Consider the following 18,602-nt stretch of genomic DNA (forward strand, 5'->3'; position numbering starts at 1 on the left):
ACTTATTACGATGTTTCACCTTACTCGAACGAATTTAAAAGTGAAAATTACCTTTATAAAACAAAACATGGCTATCGTTGTTTAGCTATTTCTTTCTTGTAAATCTTTAACAATTAGTGGATAAAGTTTATCTAATTTATAGAAAGATAATATTACTATCATAATCGCACTTACGATAATTGGTATCCATACAAACATGAATATGATTGCAGTGATAGCTGAGTCTGGTTGAATAGCATCACCATTACTAATAAATCCACCTGCTGCTAGGATCCAACCGAGCATTGCTGAACCAAGACCACCACCAACTTTAGTACCAAAACTACCACCGCTATAGACTAAGCCTTCTGTACGAACTCCTGTTTTCCACTCTCCATATTCAATTGTATCCGCTAACATCGCAAAAATTGTACCTGCTAATGGAGCCATACCAATACCTCGAATAACTGTAGCAGCATAGACAATCATTGTACTTTCTGGGTTAACTAATACTAATAAACTTCCTAAGATAATGAGAGATGCACCAGCTATGAAGGTATTTCTTTTCCCAAACCTTTTTAAAATTGGTGACATGAAAACCATCCCTAAAATTGCTGGAACTAGTAAAATAGTAGTTAATAAACCAACTAGCCCTGCACTGTCTAATAGGTATTCCGCATAATAAATCGTTACACCAGTGATGAAACTTTGAAATACATACATGAGCACCATAAGGAAAAGCATCATTACCCAATATTTATTTTTAAGTAGTGCTTTAAAACCAACTTTAAATGGAATATTCTCACTTGCACTTTCGGCATTTGCAGGACGCACTCTTTCTTTAGTTGTAAAAAATGTTACTAAAAATAATCCCGCACCAACAACAGAGAATATAGAAAATGCAATGATCCAACCACTTTGATTACCACCAAATACATTTACAATAGGTAATGTAACATTTACAATTATCAACATTGTGATAAGAGCACTACTCATTCTAAATATATTTAATACTGAACGTTGATGCTGATCTTGTGTAATTAATGAATTCAACGTACCATAAGGAACGTTAATAGCGGTATAAACGATGAACAATAAGTTATACGTAACGGCTATATAGATAAGTTGACCTGTATTGCCCCAACCTGATGGAACAGTAAATAAGAGAATTGTGACAATAGCCATTGGGATTGCCATCCATAACATCCATGGTCGAGCCTTACCATATTTAGATTTTGTCTTGTCGATTAGAACACCCATTCCTAAGTCAGTTGCTCCATCCAAAAGTTTAGATAACAGGAAAATTGTACCGATCGCTGCAGCTGACACTCCCACAACGGTTGTATAGAAAAATGTTAGAAAAGAACTTGCTGCTGTTACGATGACATTACTTGCTGCGTCACCGAAACCGTAACCCAATTTTTCCGTAAAACCTATATTGTTATTACTTCCTCGATCGCTATTAAAATCTATTTTTTCTGCTGGTTTTGCCATTTGTTAATACTCCTTTTTATTTCTGTTTATAAATGCTTTCATTACCTTTAAGTTAACGCTTTCCTTTTTTTGAAATTAAACCAGATAATACTCCTGTTTTGGTAGTACTTTTTTAAATTCGCTTACTTATCGCTATGATATTAGTTTACTTCATAATAGCCATTCGTTTTTGGTATTTTTAATAATACTAGTAATCTTGTAATCAATCTTTTGTTTTATTAAATTATGACAAATTTTGCATCATAAAGCTAGAGAGTGATCTCCATTATGCGTTAGCGAAAATCTAACATTTCGCTAACGCATTGAATTAACAAGCATGAAGTAGCTTAAAGATGTTAGAGTTGTTTTGAAACATAAAATGCAAGAAGTTTTTCCCTCACTATTTAACTGTCAAAATCACACGTTGGTAATGCTTTAGTTGATGTACTCCATCATCTTGTACTTCTGCTATGATATGAATCGTATCTCCAGATTTGGCATCCTTAGGAATTGTGAAGCTTACAGTATCTGTATCACTACCTGCGAGAGTAATACTATTAGTTACTTCCCCCTTATTTAATTCTCGATGAAGACCAAATTGCATACCACCTCTAGCATCTTGTTCTACTTTTAATGGTGATACTACTGAGTCCTCATATGTATCCGCCTCAAAATACCTCCACCAACTGTACGTTAAGTTATCCTCATCTGGGTCTGTACCTATAGCATGGAGAGTAACTTCTTCTCCCTTCTCAACCTCTAAGTCCAATCCTTCTTTAATTTCAAGAGTAGGATTGTGGTTTGCTTCCTCATAATTGGAAGCTATGACCCAATCTGCCCGTGCAGCGAAGTCATTCTGAATGTCATCAAACCATCTCATCAAAGTATACTCCGATTCATAACGATTTGTATAAACATCGTAATCTAATACAATATTTCTATAAAGCTTGTCATTAACAGCTCCAAATCGGCCACCCCATCCACCGTAAGATGGATCTTCCATACTTCGTAATCCGTTATTAATTAAATAGAAGAATGAAGGTGAATCTCCCTCTGAAATAAAATCATAACGGTTGTACTGAGGGTTATTTTTTAAGTATTCTTCACTTCCACGCTGCTCTTCTGGAAGTTCTCCCTCGATAAAATTCCCATCACCCATGAGAGCATATAATTCTAGTAACTTTCCATGCCCTTTTTTGATATGTTCATAATTCCAGTCACCTTGCAGCTTACTGTTTACTTCGTCTGCATGATACTTCCATGCATAAGCAAAATGCCAAAAGTTTGATTGGTCATTGATAATTCTTATATCAGGCCAATTTTTCGCGATATAAGCGTTATAACTTTCATCTTGGTCTAAGATAATATAGATAACTAATTTATCACTTACCGCTTTCTTTATTTCCTCCCAATTATCCTTATCCTCATACTTTTCTTGAATTGACTTTAGTGCTCTAGCAGTAGTATTCGTCCCACCCCACGTTTGTACATATAAATCTCTTTCGTCATCATTCAAAAATAATTCTTTTAAAAATTCCGACCCTTCTGTTATTTCTTCCATTTCACCTGCATCAGAAATATTCCCAATCTTCGTAACTTTACGTAAGTAGTCAGGTTCTGGATAACCTTCCGCATGCTTCATTAAATTTGAGTACGCTTCCTCATAGGCATCAATCATCTCATATAACCAATCTGTTCCTGTCCATCTAAACGGTTCAACGCCCCGTTTTTCATCACCAGCATAGTGATACATTGAGCTAGTAAGCACTATCCCTTCCACATTTACTTCATTCGAATACAGAAAGAAACGGATGAGGGAGTTCATATCATCTACTTCTCCATCAGTTGTTACTACAGTACGAGGTCTTGACTCAAGTTTTGAATCTCTCTTTTCATCCTTTAATACCATTTCAAAAATCACCCTAACCTTTTATAATCTATTTAATTAGTATTCATTTTAACTGCTAAACACTTTTTGACTTAGTCTAATAAATTAGTTCATACAAGAAATATAACCTAAACCAATACAAACCTGTATTGGTTTAGGTAACCACTTAAGATTTATTGAACTTTTTCTAAGGGGAAATTCACGGAAATCTTGGAAAACATATCATCCAAGGTAAAACGTGGATCTACATAGTCATAAACCCTAATCTTTCTTTCCTTTTGGTAGTGTACATACTTCATATCACTAGTAATCCGAGGTGCTGATAATTCTCGATATGCACTTTTGTGATCATCAATCATCAAAGAAACTGCAGGCGAATCCCCTAAGCACCAGCTCTCACCAAATGGAAGAGGCCAGGACGGATCATTATTTAATTCTGCTAATTGTTCAAATAAATAATTCCCAATTTCCCCATGTGGTTTAACTTTATGTTCCAACTCTGCAAGACTAGTTCTGATTAGGCGATAAGCATTTACTGGAATTTGCCACAGTTCAATATTTGATTTTAAAACTACATTTGCCGCATTGATATCATTGCTCAGGTTAAATTCAAAACCACCATCTGGATACTGTCCACCGCCAATCCAGATTGCAGTAACCTTATCTTGAATCTCCGGTTCCATTAAGTAGGCAGATGCTAAATCTGTTATTGGTCCTAGAAAGATTACAAAAAGAGGATTCTGTTCATCTTTTTTTAGTGCCTCTTCAACTATTAATCTAGCTCCATCTGATATTTGTGGAGTAGCTTCATCTTTCAATCCTTGTTCTGCACCTTTATTTACTGGAACTTTTTCCTTTAAATCCATTAAATCTAATACTTTGTTAATTTCATTGAAGCTATCTTCCATAGAATTCTCCACAGGAACTGTCCCAAAGCGAAGTTTTCCAAAATGAGCTGCAATAATTCCTCTTATATCAAATTTAGGAGTTAACAGAGCATGCACGATGGCATATTGATCATCCGCTTCATTCTTAGCATCTGTATTTATGATAACTCTAAGTTTTTTATGTTCAGGTACCCCGTAGTTAATTCTCATTTTTAACCACCTCATTACCTTTTAATGTTGCACTTTTTTCAGGATAGTTTAAAGCAAGCTTTGCATACATATCTTCTAATGTAAATCGTGAGTCAATGTAGTTATACACTCTTATTTTTCTATTACTTGCACCACTTACATAATACATATCATCTGTTACTAAAGGGGCATCTTTTTCTTCGTAATGGAAATCATGTGAATCAATAAGAAGAGATACAGCAGGCGAGTCTCCTAAACACCAACTATCCGCCCACGGGTTTGTCCAGTATGGACTAAGGTTATATTCGGCTAGTTGTTCAAATAAATACTTCCCTACTTCCCCATGTGGTCTAACTTTATGTTCCAATTCAGAAATACCTACTTTTACCATTTGATAAACATTTTTCGGTACTTGCCATAACGGAATATTAGATTTAAATATAACATTTGCAGCTGATATATCATTAGATAAGTTGAACTCTTTACCACCTTCAGGATATACACCGCCACCGATCCATATGGCAGTTAATCGATTAGCAATTTCAGGTTGTTGTAAGTAAGCAGAAGCTAAATCAGTTATCGGACCTAAGAAAATAACAAAAAGAGGAAGAGAATCATCTTTCATTGCTTCATCTATGATTAATTGTGCTCCATCTGACAGTATGGAGGTTTTCTCGTCAGGTATTGACTTTGGAGCTCCTTTCACTACATTAACCGTTGACGGAAGATCCATTAAATCTAGTAATTTTTCTATTTCTTCATAGCTATCTTCCATAGACTGATTACTTTTTCTTTCACCAAAGTGAGCAGCAATTATCCCTTTAATATCAAATTTAGGTGTAAGCAACGCGTGAGCAATGGCAAATTGATCATCTGCCTCATTTTTTGCATCCGTATTAATAATCAGTCTCAATTTCTTACGTTTTGGAACTTGATAGTTATAATTCATTTTTATTAGCTCCTTTCAATAAGCTTGATAATAAGATTTTAGATCTAGCGATACTTGCATCCAACATTCCTCATAAAATATAAGCGATTACATTCCTAGTCTGAAAACCAAAAAGAAATTAATGACTCATAACTGTATTATCTTCCACTAATACACTATTTACTGCTTCTTTCCATTGTTGATAAAACTTCAATCTTACTTCTTCTGACATCTCTGCTAGATAACTTTTGTTACTTTGGCTTAATTCAGAGATATCATCAATAGAATCCCAAATTCCCACACCTAAACCACCAAGATAAACGGAACCCATGGATGATAATTCAGCAGTATTGGAGGCAGTAACATTAATACCTAAGATGTCTGCTATAAACTGGACTAAAAATTGATTACTAGTAGCTCCCCCATCTACTTGCAGTGTTTTTATTTTCAACCCTCCTTTCTCTTCCATTAATTGAATAATATCTTTCACTTGATAAGCAATACTTTCTAACCCAGCTCGAATAATATGTGCTTTACCTGTTGCCCTGCTCATACCTATAATAGCTGCCTTGGTATTCGGACTCCAATATGGTGCACCTAACCCTACAAATGCAGGAACTAAATACACCCCTTGATTGTTAGGTAAGGTCTTTGCAAGTTCTTCTGCTTCATCAAAATCTTTGAATAACTCAAGGTCTTTATATAGCCAATTAATGACATCACCAGTAGCACGTATAATCCCCTCTAAAGCATAATTCACCTTACCTTGGCATCCCCAGGCAACCGAAGTAACTAAACCATTATTTGCCTCTACCAAATGATCTGTATGAACTAAAAGGGATGTCCCTGTACCAAAAGTTGCTTTCGCCATTCCTTTCTCAAAACAACGTTGGCCAAACAGTGCTCCTTGCGAATCTCCAATGACACCAGAAATAGGTACATTTAATGATAGGTTATGATCCTTCGTTTCACCATAAATGTCATCACAATTTTTCACTTTTGGTAACATTGCGTATGGAATGTCAAAAACCTCAAGCAATTCTTCGTCCCATTTCAAATTGTGGATATTATATAAAAGTGTTCTACTAGCGTTTGTTACATCTGTTGCATGAACTTCCCCGTTAGTTAGCTGCCAAATAATCCAACTATCTATAGTACCTAACAATAACTTTCCTTGAATGGCTTTTTCTTTTGCCCCTTCAACATTATCCAAAATCCACTTAGCTTTTGATGCAGAAAAATAAGGGTCTATCGTTAATCCAGTTTTTGATTTCACTAGATCCTCATAACCTTCATTTTTAAATTGTTCACACATTTTAGTTGTTCGCCTGCATTGCCACACTATCGCGTTATATACAGGCTCTCCAGTATCTTTATCCCATATCACCACTGTTTCTCTTTGGTTGGTAATAGATAAAGCCTTTATTTCTCCAATTTTGACAGGTGCTGTATCTATTGCCTCATTAATTAACTGCTTAATATTTTCATAGATTTCAATTGGGTCATGCTCCACCCAGTCATTAGAAGGATAATATTGTTTATGTTCCTTAGAATTTTTATAAATAATTTGTCCTTCTGAGTTAACTATCAATGCCTTTGATCCAGAGGTACTTTGATCTATTCCAAGAATATAACCTTTATTCATATCAACACCTCGGCTTAATAACCAATCATTTGTTTTGCGATTTTGGAAACATTATCAGCACTTATTCCATAATGATTAAACACTTCTGGTGTTTTACCAGTAATAGCTGGTTCATCAGGAATACCTATTATTTCCATTGGCACAGGGTGATTTTGTGATACTACTTCTGATACAGCTGCTCCTAAACCACCATAAACACTGTGCTCTTCCAGTGTTATTATTCTACCTGTTTCTTGAGCCACCTTAATAATCGCTGCTTCATCTAATGGTTTAATCGTATGCATATTGAGCACTCGAGTATGAATTCCATCGTTTTGTAACGCTTCTGCTGTATCTAATGCAACTCTTACTGTTTCTCCTGCTGCAATGATTGTCACATCATTTCCTTCATTCATCGTAACGGCTTTCCCAATCTCAAAATCATAGTCATGATTTAAATAGCAATCCTCTACTGGGTTACGGCCAATTCGAAGATAAACTGGTGTGTCATAGTCTACTAATGCCTCTATCATTTTTTTCGTTTCATGACGATCAGCTGGCATCATGACATGTAATCCAGGAATGGCACGTGTTACAGCTAAATCTTGCACAGAGTGGTGGGACATACCTAGTGCACCATAGCTCACACCACCACTAATACCAATTAACCTTACATTTGTTCTTGAGTAGGCTACATCCACTTTAATTTGTTCAATACTCCTCATACTTAAGAAACAAGCAGGTGAGGCAACAAATGGTTTCTTTCCCGAGGCAGCTAACCCTGCAGAAATTCCAACTAAGTTTTGTTCTGCAATTCCTACTTCTATTAATTGGTCAGGTAGAGCTTCTGCAAATGGAACCATCGAAGCAGAGCCTCTGGAATCACTAGTTAAAACAAAAATATCTTTATTTACTTTTGCTAATTCTAACAACGTATCGCTAATTACTTTCCTATTTGCTATTTTATTTCCGGTACTTGCTTTAAGCGCTACATTATTCATTGCAATACCTCCAATTGCTTAGTTAGTTCATCCATCGCCTGCTCATACTCTTCTTTTTTGGGCACTCGATGATGCCAACCAGCTTCATTCTCTGCTAGGGAAATCCCTTTTCCCTTCACTGTATTAGCTAATACCATCGTCGGCTTACCTGACACATAAGGCGCTTTCTTAAAAGTGTTTACTAATTCAACCACATCGTTACCATCCACTTCTACTACTTCCCAACCAAAGCTTCGCCACTTTTCATCTAACGGCTCATTACTCATAACATCCGCGGTACTTCCAGTAATCTGTAGTCGATTATGGTCAATAATTCCAACTAAATTATCTAATTTATATTGGGATGCAGCCATTGCAGCTTCCCATACAGACCCTTCCGCTTGTTCTCCGTCCCCCATTAAGGTATATACTTTATAAGATTTATTATCCTTTTTACCAGCTAGTGCCATGCCAACCGAAATGGAAAGACCATGTCCTAATGCTCCTGTATTCATTTCAACACCTGGCACTTTATTATTTGGATGACCAATTAATCTTGATCCAAATTGAGAGAAAGTGCTTAGTTCATCTTTGGGGAAGAACCCTTTATCTGCCAACACTGCCCAATAAGATTCCACCGCATGCCCTTTACTCTGTACATATCGATCTCGATCTTCCCAATCCGGATTTTCAGGATCAATCCTCATCACTCCATAATATAATGCTGTTAAAATATCCGTATTGGATAAAGATGAGCCTGTGTGTCCTGTACCTGCTTCATAAATCATTTTAAGTAAGTCTTTCCTAATTTCCGTAGCTTTTCGCTTTAAAAACAAGGCATCTACCATTGCCCTCACCCTCCTTAAATTCTATTATTTATTAATGTCACTTCCGCGTAACCACGTTCTAATTTCCTGTTCTGTTGGATCCACTGGATCAGGCTTTAATCCCGGAATATATTGACAGGCTTCATAAATAACTGGAATAACGTTAGCGTGAATTCCTGTAGAATGGTGAATATAAGGACCTTTTACTAATGTTTCTTCCCAAAGCGGCCAATCGTTCACTTCTACCCAAACGTACGACCCTCTTGAATATGGTCCTTCGATTCCTTTTGCTTTTCCTAATAGAATCGAATATTCCCCGTGGTCACCGTCAAAGCGAGCAATGGTCATATCTCCACCTTTAATTTTTCCTTCGTGCGTCCCTGGTGAGTGATCTTCAAATAGAAAATGTCTTTTAAGCTTCGGTTTATCTTCTTCAGTTAGTGAAACTGGGAAGTTACCACAATGGAACAGTAATTCTCCATTTGGATTTTCTGGATGTCGAACTGTAATATCTGCAAAGAATGTCGGAGATGTATTTAATGTAGCTGCTTGGACCATAATAGATGTAATAGCACCATGAATATCTGTTTCACAAGTTACAGGTATTTGTTCATCTGTTAAGATGGCGTTTGCCAGACAAGGCATAATCCCAATAATATCTTGTAGTGTAGACCAACACTGAATGGCAATCGCTGAGCTACCAGTTTGATCAGCCAGTTGTTTCATCGCAACTTTTAATGAGGCAATACGACGAACGTGGTCATCCCCCACTTCACTCCAATCAAGGGTATCTTTAATATATTTAATAGCCTCATCCAATTCAGGACTATCTGTTTTTTCCACCTGTAAAGTTTTCTGCTTAATTTCATCTAAGGTTACAGGGTGAATCTGAATACCGAACTTTTCTAGTAATTCTCCTTCATTACAAATAACAGACCAGAAATCAGACGGACGAGTTGAGATCTGTAATATTCTTAGTTCCTTAAAACGTTTGACAACATTTGCTGCACCGATAAAGTTTTTGAATCCCCTTTCAAAAACTTCTGAATCAACAGCACTATTCGTAATATAGGTAAACGGAACATTGAAACGACGCAGTACTTTCCCTGTTGCAAACATGCCACATTGTGAATCTCGAAGTCGCATTCCATTTTCTAGTGGCGCTTCATCTCTTGGCCCCCATAATAAAACTGGTTTATTAATTGCTTGTGCTACTCGAGCGACAATATCTTCTGTTCCAAAATTACAATGAGGGAAAAACAAAGCGTCTACACCAGCATCCCTAAACCGTTTAATAACTTGAGGCTCTTCTGCTCTGTTGTAAAGTAAACCTTCATCGTTGATTCCTTCCAAATCGATTATTTCAATATCCAATCCAAAGCTTTCCATTTGATCTCGTATTAAACCTTTATATTTGTAAGCATCCTCTTTACTAAAAACAAATCTTCTTGTTGGCGCAAATCCTAATTTAATTTTATCCATGATTTAATTCCCCCCATTTATGCAATATATTATAAGCGCTTACTTACTACGCTTTTGTCATTCTCAAATTTCGATCATACGATCCATTTACTTCAACCTCTCTATTCGCATGATAAATTGTTATCATCCGAATGATTACGGTTTTAAATTGTTCTCACTGTTCCATAGAAACTAGATACTAAACAATCACCTGCTTCTTTTTAGTTTTTACACTTAAATTATTTAGTTTGTTTATCTAAATATTATCATGTTTATAAAAAAAGTCAACAATATAACTGAAATATTTTAGTTATAAACTATATACAGTTATCCGTTTTTATATCAAAAAACCTTTATAAATAGACAAATTAATCATTTTTATTTGAACTAAAAATATTTACTTTAATGTTTTTTTTGATATAATAGTGATAAACTATTTACAATAAAAATTTATGGAAAGGTGTCATTATAAATGAAAATTGATGATATTGCTAAATTAGCTAATGTTTCTAGATCTGCTGTTTCATTAGCTTTAAATGGTAAAAGCGGCGTAAGTAACGCTACTCGTGAGAAAATCATAAATATAGCAAAAGAGCACGGTTACTTTCCGCGATCTATCATAAATCCTAATCAATATTTCCAAAGCAATTCTAAAATTCTGCGTTTTGTTGCATGTACGAATGAAGGAATCGTAACAGAACATTATGACACCCTTCCTTTTTTCGTAGAATTAATGAACAATCTTAAAGAACAGACAGGAGTAAATGATTATTCTTTAATGGTATCTTCATTAAATATCGAGGAATTAGAAGAAGGGTTACTAAAATTGGAAAATGAGCAACAATCAGCAGGTATCTTGTTACTGGGAACTAATTTATCAGCCAAACAAATTGAGTTAGTATCGAAAATACAACCTAATCTAGTTGTATTAGATACTTATGTTGAAATGATGGATATTAATTTTGTTGTAATGAACAATTTCTATGGTGCTTATCAAGCTGCTAAACACTTGATCGATTTAGGTCATAAAGATATTGGCTATGTCGAATCAAACGCAAGAATGTATAATTTTGATACAAGAAAAAAAGGAGTGTTACAAGCTTTTGATGATCATGGAATCGAATTGTTAAACAAAAATATTTTCTCTGTTTCTCCGACTATTATTTCATCTCAAGATACTTTTAAAGAAAAAATAAAGAACCGTTTAAAAAGTCTTCCTACAGCATTTGTTTGTGAGTGCGATTACAATGCTATCAGTATCATTAAGTCTTTAACTGAATTAGGCGTGAAAGTACCTGAAGATGTTTCTGTTATCGGATTTGATAACATTTTTGAGTCACAAGTTATTACACCAGAACTAACAACTATTAACGTTAAGAAACAAGAAATAGCAGCAATTGCTGTTAATAAATTGATTTCGCAAATAGAGGAAAATAATGATACCAAATATAGCACGATCGTTAATACAAACTTTATTAAACGAAATTCAACTAAAAAGCTAAAATAAATTGAGTGCGCTTAAGGACAGTTATTATCACTGTTATGAATTATAAAAATCCCTCTTATCCTACTTCGGATAAGAGGGATTTTTTTATTTTACTGCTCCAGATGCTACACCTTGAGTAATTTGTTTAGAGAAAATCAAATAAATAATGAGCATTGGAATCGTTACTATACTTAGACCTGCAAATAAAATACCGAGATCTAAACCTTGCTCACCACTTTGAAGAATTGCAATAGCTACTGGAAGTGTTCTGACTGTGGAATCAACTAATAATACAGACGCAAACAGATATTCACTCCAAATATTAATAATATTGATAATTGCGATGGTGGCAATCGGAACTTTAGCCATCGGAATGGCCACATGCCAAAAAACTTGCCAAATATTACAGCCGTCAATCTCAGCCGCTTCCTCTATCGCTCTTGGCATTTGTTCAAAGAATGTGCGCATAATAATTAAGCTGAATGGCAAGTTAATTGCTGTATACAACAATATTACGCCTATTAAGCTATTCCGTAATCCCAATGTTTCCATAAAATAATAGATAGGAACTAATAATGAATGGACAGGAATAGCAATCAAAGCGATCAATCCGATAAAAACAATTTTATTCCCCGGAAATGGATACCGTGAAAGAGCATAACCTCCCATTAATACCACCATAATTAAAAATAGTAATGTCCCGACTGAAACAATAATACTATTAAGAAAATTCAAGCCTAAATTCGTATCTGTCCATGCTATAAAATAGTTTTCAAATTGCAGTTCCGAAGGTAAAGTGAACGGACTTAAAATGATATTTTGATGCGTCTTTAACGATGTCATAAACATATAAATAAGTGGAAATGCTACTGCTGCTGATGCAAGTATCAGTAGAAAAACAACTATTGATTTAGAAATTTTGCCATTTGTCATAAATTTCACCTACTTTTCTTGTTCAGAAACTTGAGTAAATTTTAGGTAACTGATAGTGATAATAGCAATGATGATTGTCATAACAACAGAAATGGACGAAGCATAACCAAACCTTTGATTTTCAAACGCTTCCCGGTAAAGGATGGTCCCTAAAACTTCCGAGGCATAAAACGGTCCTCCACCTGTCATTACATAAATAAGATCAAATGTTTTTACAGATGCAATTATTTGGAGCATGACTAAAATAAACCCCATTCTTTTAACCATTGGCATAATAATTAAAATGATTCTTTGAAAAGGCGAAACACCATCTATAGTTGCTGCATCATGCACCTCATTCGGAATTCCTTCTATTGCCGCCAAAAACAATAGCATACACCAGCCGCTTACTTGCCATATCGCCACACAAATAATCGAGTACAATGTGATGTCCGGATTACCTAGCCATAATTGTTGAAGTGACTCTAAACCGATCAGATCTAAAAAAGAATTTAGAAGTCCATAAGATGGTTCATATATTTTACCCCATAACACGGCAATAACTGCAGTTACGAGCATAACCGGAATAAAGAAAACAAACTTATAAATTCTCCACCCAGGTACTTTTCTGGATATTGCAACCGCAAACAAAAAACCGAGTACAACCGTTCCAGTTGTGAAAAGAACCATAAAAATAGCATTATTCTTTAATGCCAACAAAAAATTATCATGATTTAACAGCCTGATATAATTATCTATCCCTAAAAAATTAGGTGTCGAAAATCCATCCCATCTATAAAAGCTCATAATTATTGAATATATCAATGGAAATACCATAAATACAGTCAATAATATGATGGATGGCAGTATAAATAAATAAGCTGCTCTGTTTTTCTTCATTCTTTTTAACAAATTTGATTCTTTTCTATCTAAATTCATTGTTTGCGTTTCTGTACTTTGACTCATGGAATAGTAGTACCTCCCTCAAGGTTCTTTTTTATAGACAACCCGTTAAACTTGAAAAATAAGTTTAACGGGTTATCGAATTAGCTCCTTCTAGATCATTCTTCTCTAAAAGACTGAACTTCTTCTAACATTTTCGTGAATTCTTCACCCATTTCTTCTGGGGTTAAACCACCTGTAACTAATCCTTGTATTAATTGTGTAGCATTTGAACGATACTCACCATACCAGGTTGCATTATACAACGAGTGAGTTCCTGCTTCTTGCACCAATTCATAGATTTCTAATACTGCCGGTGAATACAGTTCAGCCATTTCTTCCACGTTAATATCTGAACGAATTGGGAATGCTGATGTGGATTCACCTAAACGAGATTGAACATCATAACTTAATAAAAATGCAATAAATTCTTTTGCCAATTCTTCATTACCTGATCCTTCAACAGCCATAATTCCTGTCCGATCATAATAACCAGCCGTTTCTTGAACATCTTCTCTGTACTCAGGATATAAGAATACACCTAATTCAAAGTCATCTGGAATCTCTCCACCTAGAGCATTAGGACCAGCTTGCCAAGAACCATCACTATACATAGCAGCTCTTCCTTGAGCAAAGATTTGCCTTGCTTCATTAGCACCTACACCAGCAGCACCAGGTTCCATTAAATTTTCAGACATTTGGACAATGGTTTCAAACATCGCAACTGTATCTGATTGTGTAAAATCAATTGTTTCATGATTCATGTATTTATCGTAATTTTCTTCACTCACATGACGTCTTAAATTAATATCAAAAAGTTGTGTGGCTTGACTAGCCTCTGCTAATCCAGAAGTCCAAGGAATATATCCGGCATCTCTTAATGCAGGTCCCATAGCCAGCATTTCTTCATATGTCGTTGGAACTTCAACACCTGCTTCTTCAAATGCTTTTTTATTGTAATAAATAATTGGACTGCTGATTGCTTCTATTGGTACTGCATACTGATTACCATCAGGGGAAGTTACTCCATCAATGGATGATTGATGAAGTGCTTCATTCCAACCTTCAGATTCATATAGATCATTAAGCGGAATTAATGCACCCGACTCTACAATATCTGGATAAAAACCGGTAGTCCAATACCAGGCTACATCTGGTCGATCATCTTCGGAGTTTAACAGTCTTACGATATTTTGTGTGTAAAATTCTGTATCGTATTCTTCAATATCTACTGTTACATCTGGGTTCGCCTTCTCAAATTCATCAGCTACCCAAGGTAATAATGTGTTACCGCCAGGCATAGATAGTTTTAGGGTTTTGTCTCCTCCATTTTCATTATTAGCTTCATTATTGGATTCACCTTCAGAATTTTCCTGATTTCCATTTTCCGAATCAACATTTGTTTCGTCGTTTGATTCATTAGAACATGCTACTAACGAAAACACTAAACAAATGAGCACAACAAAATAAACCGCTTTCAATTTTTTCATCAAATTGATCAACTCCCCTTAATATTTAAAGATTTAAGTATAAAACAAGCCTTATTATTAAAAGCCCCTCCTTTTCTTCGTAATTTTTAAGAAAACATTATAGATTAGAGAAATAACTCTCTCTAAAAGCTAAACCTGTAACTAAAAAAGTTTATTAAAACCAACTTTATGTTTAATATTCTAAAGCTATAATTAACAGTTGTCAATAATTTATTTTAGTTTTTTATATAAAAAAATTTATTATTAAACTTAAATCAACAATCAGTAAAACCCTGTATGAGCAATGTTTTGAATAGCAATAAACCGTTATTTTTCCTGTTACAAAAATCGCTAAAAACCGCTAAGTTTTTCATTGATAGTACTTTATGTTTTGACTATTTTAACAACACACCCACTAAAAAAGTTTATCTATTTTATTTATAGAAGATCTGTTTGACATTCTCAAAAGAGAAAAAAGGATAAATCCCCATATTTAGAGATGCTGAAAAAGCAATTTTCTAATAATATATTTCAATTCAATAATGGGTTTTGATGCATAGATAGGAAGTAATTGAAGGATTGCTGAAATGATGAGTTCTACTTTAAAAGCTTGCGTTACAGGTGTGAATTCCTCGCTACAAATCTTAGTGCCTAGCGGATTTTGTCGGATAAAAAAAGCCGTTTCCCTTTTTCGAGGAAACGGCTTTCTCGAATGTAATTCACTATCAAGGCCAATGAGCAAATCAGCCTTGCTTTCTTAAAATTACTGTTTTTGAAGTGTCTTTATTAATAATTCTATTGAGCTTTCATCTTTCTTGTCATTAGTACCAAGTTCACCTTTAAAGGCTTTTGATAAGATGGAATTTTTAAGTGTTTCTAATGCTTGCAAAACAATCTCTGAATATTCATATTCAGATTCTAATTTTCTCAACATACTTTTTACTTTTTGGGTTATTCTTTTTTGTTCTTCAAGAGGTGGTAGAGGAAATGGAAAATCTTTTATTATAGTTTGAGAAATGTTTGGTTGTGCTCCTCCCTTACCTCTTTCAATCAGTCTTTGCTTTTGCGACTGAAAATAATAAAACATATACTCCGGGTCAACAGATTCTTCAGGTATACCAACTGCACATGCTTGGTTGGTAGATGCATCAATACCAAAAATCCCAGTTCTTCCTATAGTAGCCCCATACATAGCTACAGCAACAGACCCCTTTGGAAATAACTTTGCACTAGAATTTTTTATTGCATCCTCTGTAATTTTTTCTTTTGAATCTACAATGAAATTATCTCTTAATTCTCCTGTCTTCAACCAAGGAATTTCGCCATTATAATATTCTGATTTCTTTCTACTAGGTGTACCTCCTGATCCCCATTTTGCAATAGACTTTGTTTTAACCCACAACCAATTGTCTGGAATATCGTAAGGGGTATTATCATTTAAACTAATATCACTGTTCTTACTTAGAGTGTCACTTACCATTTCGTGTCCTTTATTCGTCCCAAGTTTTCCACAAAAAGCCTTGTCCAAAATAGCAGCCCGACGAAGTTCAAACGTCTCTTTTGCTTCTTTAATCAATTGTTCGGCTCTATCAATTTTATTAATCAGTTTTTCAATCCTATTATTAATTTTGTCTTGTTCTTCTAGTGGCGGTAATGGTATAGGTAATCTATTCATCTTTTTAGGTGAGATTCTTGGCAAATTAATACCACTACTGTTTTCATTTGCATATTTCACCACTAACGGAAGACCTAAATATTTATCTAATAGTTTATTTGATTCAATAAATCTAGACCGATAAATTAAAATGTCTGTGGAAGCAATACCTTCAAAATTGGCAATAGCATGCTTATTTAAATATGGACGAAGTTTCCCATATAATACATCACCAGCTTTAAAAACTACTTTTTTACTTTTTAACCCTTCTGGTGTTCCGACATCTATAATACCGCCATTTTTACCCAGGTGTTCTAAACCTAAATATTTTTCATCACCTTCAGGCATTACTTGATTATTAACATGTTCAAAATAGGAGCCTAACCTAATCCATACCCAGTTCTCCGGCACCTCATAAGGCTGCTCCTCTTCTGGCACCATGGCCTCTTCCATCAATTTCTCAACATTCTTTTTCCTCTTACTCATCCTTACCACTCTCCACTGCTCGCAGTTCTTCGATGACTTCATTCAATAATCCAACTGCTTCCTCTAACTTACCAACTGCTTCCTCAGCAGATTCAATAGGCTCTGGCAAGTTTTCATACATCGATAAGGACTCGTCCGCAATTAAACCGATATCCAAACTGTCATCTTTTTTCTTAATCTCTTCACGAGTGAATAGATTAAACCTCTCGTCATTAACCTTTGTACGATCTCCTGCTCGATATGCCTTAATAAAATCATCAAAGTGCTTTACAGTTAAAGGAGTGCGTTTTCCGAAGCTTGGCATATTTGTCCGCATATCATATACCCAAACATCTTTCGTATTGTCCTTATCTTTTGTTCCTCGAGTAAAGAACAACACATTCGTTTTTACGCCTTGGGCATAAAAGATTCCAGTTGGCAGACGCAAAATAGTATGCAGATTACATTTGTCCATTAAGTCTGCACGAATTTTAGCACCAGCTCCCCCTTCAAACAGAACATTATCTGGAAGAACAACCGCTGATCTTGCTTGTCCATCAGCTTTTAATGAACGATAAATATGTTGCAGGAAATTCAACTGTTTATTTGTTGTAGTAAAAGTTAAATCATCACGAGTTGGGCGCTCTCCGCCTTTTTTTGTACCAAATGGCGGATTGGTTAATACCACGTCATAATTCTTCATATCCGAACCCATTTCAGAAAGCGTATCCCCTAACTTAATTTCTCCGTGCATATCATGAAGTAAGGCGTTCATTAAAGCAAGGCGATGCGTATCTTTTACAAGTTCTGCTCCTGTGAATGCTTCGTTCCGCTGAAATTCTGCTTCTTTTTCACCAAGGTCAAAATAATCATCGGTATTAGAACGGACATGGGTATCTGCTGCAATCATGAATCCAAATGTACCTGCTGCAGGGTCATTACAACGTTCACCAGGTTGTGGATCTACTAATTTTACGATCACATCAATTAACGGCCTAGGTGTAAAATACTGCCCGGCACCAGATTTGGTTTCACTAGCGTTTTTTTCAAGAAGACCTTCATATAAATCCCCAAGACCTTCTTCTTTGGCACTGTACCAGTCCAGCTCATCGATGGAGCGAATAATTTTTTCCAGGTTCTTTGGTTCTTCAATATTCGTTGTAGCATTATTATAAATCTGTTGAATAATTTCACTTTCTACTTTACCAAGGTCCAGTAATAGCTGACGATAATGGTCATGAAGTTCAATACCGTGTTTTTCCGTCAAAGAATCCCAACGATATTCTTCAGGGATATGTTTTTCATTATCTTTTTCTTTCATCATTTTTAAGAAAAGAATATACGTTAACTCGGTAACGTACTGATGATACGTAATTCCATCATCTCGTAATACATTACATAAACTCCATAATTTCTGTACGATTTCCTGATTTCCCAT

At 35.2% G+C, this 18,602-nt stretch carries 14 protein-coding genes; 1 reads left to right on the forward strand and 13 read right to left on the reverse strand.

Features of this window, described 5'->3' with window-relative positions:
* Positions 1 to 81 precede the first annotated feature (81 nt).
* The 8 genes from GHD00_RS01335 to GHD00_RS01370 form a co-directional block, all read right to left on the reverse strand.
* Positions 82 to 1,473, reverse strand: coding sequence for an MFS transporter (locus GHD00_RS01335; protein WP_163536286.1), 1,392 nt, complete (start codon positions 1,471 to 1,473; stop codon positions 82 to 84).
* A 379-nt stretch (positions 1,474 to 1,852) separates the two neighbouring features.
* Complete coding sequence (locus GHD00_RS01340) at positions 1,853 to 3,361, reverse strand: DUF1593 domain-containing protein (protein ID WP_163536287.1); 1,509 nt, start codon at positions 3,359 to 3,361, stop codon at positions 1,853 to 1,855.
* 152 nt (positions 3,362 to 3,513) lie between these two features.
* Complete coding sequence (locus tag GHD00_RS01345) at positions 3,514 to 4,437, reverse strand: nucleoside hydrolase (RefSeq protein WP_163536288.1); 924 nt, start codon at positions 4,435 to 4,437, stop codon at positions 3,514 to 3,516.
* On the reverse strand, positions 4,427 to 5,365 hold the full coding sequence (locus tag GHD00_RS01350; protein ID WP_163536289.1) for a nucleoside hydrolase: 939 nt from the start codon (positions 5,363 to 5,365) through the stop codon (positions 4,427 to 4,429). Before GHD00_RS01350 ends, GHD00_RS01345 begins: the two co-directional genes overlap by 11 nt.
* A 118-nt stretch (positions 5,366 to 5,483) precedes the next feature.
* Positions 5,484 to 6,989 carry a glycerol kinase GlpK gene (gene glpK, locus GHD00_RS01355; protein ID WP_163536290.1) on the reverse strand — a complete coding sequence of 502 codons (1,506 nt, stop codon included), beginning with the start codon at positions 6,987 to 6,989 and terminating at the stop codon, positions 5,484 to 5,486.
* Between the two features lie 14 nt (positions 6,990 to 7,003).
* Positions 7,004 to 7,969, reverse strand: coding sequence for a transketolase family protein (locus GHD00_RS01360; RefSeq protein ID WP_163536291.1), 966 nt, complete (start codon positions 7,967 to 7,969; stop codon positions 7,004 to 7,006).
* A complete protein-coding gene (locus GHD00_RS01365; protein WP_163536292.1) occupies positions 7,966 to 8,796 on the reverse strand; it encodes a transketolase in 831 nt (276 codons plus the stop codon). Before GHD00_RS01365 ends, GHD00_RS01360 begins: the two co-directional genes overlap by 4 nt.
* A 24-nt stretch (positions 8,797 to 8,820) precedes the next feature.
* Complete coding sequence (locus GHD00_RS01370; RefSeq protein WP_163536293.1) at positions 8,821 to 10,257, reverse strand: L-fucose/L-arabinose isomerase family protein; 1,437 nt, start codon at positions 10,255 to 10,257, stop codon at positions 8,821 to 8,823.
* 451 nt (positions 10,258 to 10,708) lie between these two features.
* Between GHD00_RS01370 and GHD00_RS01375 the strand changes: the two genes are divergently transcribed.
* Positions 10,709 to 11,743 carry a LacI family DNA-binding transcriptional regulator gene (locus GHD00_RS01375; protein WP_163536294.1) on the forward strand — a complete coding sequence of 345 codons (1,035 nt, stop codon included), beginning with the start codon at positions 10,709 to 10,711 and terminating at the stop codon, positions 11,741 to 11,743.
* 84 nt (positions 11,744 to 11,827) lie between these two features.
* Here GHD00_RS01375 and GHD00_RS01380 read toward each other — a convergent pair whose 3' ends face one another.
* The 5 genes from GHD00_RS01380 to GHD00_RS01400 form a co-directional block, all read right to left on the reverse strand.
* Entirely contained in the window at positions 11,828 to 12,655 is an 828-nt protein-coding gene (locus GHD00_RS01380) for a carbohydrate ABC transporter permease (RefSeq protein WP_163536295.1), read from the reverse strand.
* Between the two features lie 9 nt (positions 12,656 to 12,664).
* On the reverse strand, positions 12,665 to 13,600 hold the full coding sequence (locus GHD00_RS01385) for a carbohydrate ABC transporter permease (protein WP_163536296.1): 936 nt from the start codon (positions 13,598 to 13,600) through the stop codon (positions 12,665 to 12,667).
* A gap of 95 nt (positions 13,601 to 13,695) precedes the next feature.
* Positions 13,696 to 15,066 carry an ABC transporter substrate-binding protein gene (locus GHD00_RS01390; RefSeq protein WP_163536297.1) on the reverse strand — a complete coding sequence of 457 codons (1,371 nt, stop codon included), beginning with the start codon at positions 15,064 to 15,066 and terminating at the stop codon, positions 13,696 to 13,698.
* Between the two features lie 742 nt (positions 15,067 to 15,808).
* Complete coding sequence (locus GHD00_RS01395) at positions 15,809 to 17,137, reverse strand: restriction endonuclease subunit S (protein WP_163536298.1); 1,329 nt, start codon at positions 17,135 to 17,137, stop codon at positions 15,809 to 15,811.
* A 40-nt stretch (positions 17,138 to 17,177) separates the two neighbouring features.
* On the reverse strand, positions 17,178 to 18,602 hold the full coding sequence (locus tag GHD00_RS01400; protein ID WP_163536299.1) for a class I SAM-dependent DNA methyltransferase: 1,425 nt from the start codon (positions 18,600 to 18,602) through the stop codon (positions 17,178 to 17,180).

Origin of the sequence: Gracilibacillus sp. YIM 98692 (assembly GCF_010993965.1) — a bacterium.
Lineage (GTDB): Bacteria > Bacillota > Bacilli > Bacillales > Amphibacillaceae > Gracilibacillus.

Coding starts and splice junctions, on each gene's coding strand:
- GHD00_RS01335 (WP_163536286.1), bottom strand. CDS start 1,473: ATGGCAAAACCAGCAGAAAAAATAGATTTTAATAGCGATCGAGGAAGT.
- GHD00_RS01340 (WP_163536287.1), bottom strand. CDS start 3,361: ATGGTATTAAAGGATGAAAAGAGAGATTCAAAACTTGAGTCAAGACCT.
- GHD00_RS01345 (WP_163536288.1), bottom strand. CDS start 4,437: ATGAGAATTAACTACGGGGTACCTGAACATAAAAAACTTAGAGTTATC.
- GHD00_RS01350 (WP_163536289.1), bottom strand. CDS start 5,365: ATGAATTATAACTATCAAGTTCCAAAACGTAAGAAATTGAGACTGATT.
- glpK (WP_163536290.1), bottom strand. CDS start 6,989: ATGAATAAAGGTTATATTCTTGGAATAGATCAAAGTACCTCTGGATCA.
- GHD00_RS01360 (WP_163536291.1), bottom strand. CDS start 7,969: ATGAATAATGTAGCGCTTAAAGCAAGTACCGGAAATAAAATAGCAAAT.
- GHD00_RS01365 (WP_163536292.1), bottom strand. CDS start 8,796: ATGGTAGATGCCTTGTTTTTAAAGCGAAAAGCTACGGAAATTAGGAAA.
- GHD00_RS01370 (WP_163536293.1), bottom strand. CDS start 10,257: ATGGATAAAATTAAATTAGGATTTGCGCCAACAAGAAGATTTGTTTTT.
- GHD00_RS01375 (WP_163536294.1), top strand. CDS start 10,709: ATGAAAATTGATGATATTGCTAAATTAGCTAATGTTTCTAGATCTGCT.
- GHD00_RS01380 (WP_163536295.1), bottom strand. CDS start 12,655: ATGACAAATGGCAAAATTTCTAAATCAATAGTTGTTTTTCTACTGATA.
- GHD00_RS01385 (WP_163536296.1), bottom strand. CDS start 13,600: ATGAGTCAAAGTACAGAAACGCAAACAATGAATTTAGATAGAAAAGAA.
- GHD00_RS01390 (WP_163536297.1), bottom strand. CDS start 15,066: ATGAAAAAATTGAAAGCGGTTTATTTTGTTGTGCTCATTTGTTTAGTG.
- GHD00_RS01400 (WP_163536299.1), bottom strand. CDS start 18,602: ATGGGAAATCAGGAAATCGTACAGAAATTATGGAGTTTATGTAATGTA.